Here is a 1731-nt window from a genome sequence, read left to right as displayed (position 1 = left end):
CGCAGGAAGGCGAGGACGGCGGGGTTGGAGGACGGCAGCTCGGTGTAGGAGCCGAGGCCGAAGGCGGGGTTCTGTTTGCGGATCTCGATCATGCGGCGGGTCCAGTGGAGCAGGCTGGAGGGGTTGCTCATGGACGCTTCGACGTTGGTGACCTGGTAGCCGTGGACGGGGTCCATGATGGTGGGGAGGTAGAGGCGTCCGGGGTCGCAGGAGGAGAAGCCGGCGTTGCGGTCGGGGGTCCATTGCATGGGGGTGCGCACGGCGTCGCGGTCGCCGAGCCAGATGTTGTCGCCCATGCCGATCTCGTCGCCGTAGTAGAGGATCGGTGAGCCGGGCAGGGACAGCAGGAGTGCGGTGAAGAGTTCGATCTGGTTGCGGTCGTTGTCCAGGAGGGTGGCGAGGCGGCGGCGGATGCCGATGTTGGCGCGCATGCGGGGGTCTTTGGCGTATTCCGCGTACATGTAGTCGCGTTCTTCGTCGGTGACCATTTCGAGGGTGAGCTCGTCGTGGTTGCGCAGGAAGATGCCCCATTGGCAGCCGGCGGGGATGGCGGGGGTCTTCGCGAGGATTTCGGAGACGGGGTAGCGGGATTCGCGGCGGACGGCCATGAAGATGCGGGGCATGACGGGGAAGTGGAAGGCCATGTGGCATTCGTCGCCGCCGGCGGTGTAGTCGCCGAAGTAGTCGACGACGTCCTCGGGCCATTGGTTGGCCTCGGCGAGCAGGACGGTGTCGGGGTAGTGGGCGTCGATCTCGGCGCGGACGCGTTTGAGGACCTGGTGGGTGGCGGGGAGGTTCTCGCAGTCGGTGCCTTCTTCGGCGAAGAGGTAGGGGACGGCGTCGAGGCGGAAGCCGTCGATGCCGAGGTCGAGCCAGAAGCGGAGGGCGGAGATGATCTCTTCGACGACGGCCGGGTTCTCGAAGTTGAGGTCGGGCTGGTGGGAGAAGAAGCGGTGGAAGAAGTACTGCTTGCGGATGGGGTCGAAGGTCCAGTTGGAGGCTTCGGTGTCGACGAAGATGATGCGGGCGTCGGCGTATTGCTGGTCGTCGTCGGCCCACATGTAGTAGTCGCCGTAGGGGCCGGTGGGGTCGTTGCGGGATGCCTGGAACCACGGGTGCTGGTCGCTGGTGTGGTTCATGACGAAGTCGATGATGACGCGCATGCCGCGCTGGTGGGCGGCGTCGACGAATTCGACGAAGTCGGCGAGGTCGCCGAATTCGGGGAGGACGGCGGTGTAGTCGGAGACGTCGTAGCCGCCGTCTTTGAGGGGGGACTGGAAGAAGGGGGGCAGCCACAGGCAGTCGACGCCGAGCCATTGGAGGTAGTCGAGTTTGGCGGTGAGTCCTTTGAGGTCGCCGATGCCGTCGCCGTTGCTGTCCTGGAAGGAGCGGACGAGGACTTCGTAGAAGACGGCGCGTTTGAACCATTCGGGGTCGCGGTCCTTGGCGGGGGTGTCCTCGAAGGTGTCCGGGACGGGTTCGTTGACGATCATGTGGGTGACCCTCCGGTGGGCGGTGAGGACGGTCGCAGGACGGTCAGTACGTGCGCGGGCCGGTGGCCGGGGGTGAGGCGTACGTAGTTGGTCCTGCCCCAGTGGTAGGTCTCGCCGGTGAGCTCGTCGCGTACCGGTGTCGACGCGTGCCAGTCGAGGCCGAGGTGCGGCATGTCCAACGAGACCGTGGCCTCCTGGGTGTGGTGAGGGTCGAGGTTCACGACCACCAGAACCGTGT

The 1731-nt window shown here is 65.9% G+C and carries 1 protein-coding gene and 1 pseudogene; both read right to left on the bottom strand.

Annotated features, from left to right (window positions below; translation table 11 throughout):
• On the bottom strand, nt 1-1493 hold a 1493-nt coding region (treS, locus tag ACFYXC_RS41840), incomplete at its 3' end, for a maltose alpha-D-glucosyltransferase (protein WP_389558400.1).
• A pseudogene (locus ACFYXC_RS41835) lies at nt 1490-1731 on the bottom strand (alpha-1,4-glucan--maltose-1-phosphate maltosyltransferase); the annotation flags it as partial. The gene treS and the pseudogene ACFYXC_RS41835, both read right to left, overlap by 4 nt.

Origin of the sequence: Streptomyces sp. NPDC002701 (assembly GCF_042889045.1) — a bacterium.
In the GTDB taxonomy this organism is placed as follows: domain Bacteria; phylum Actinomycetota; class Actinomycetes; order Streptomycetales; family Streptomycetaceae; genus Streptomyces.
This window is presented reverse-complemented; position numbering and strand designations above follow the sequence as displayed.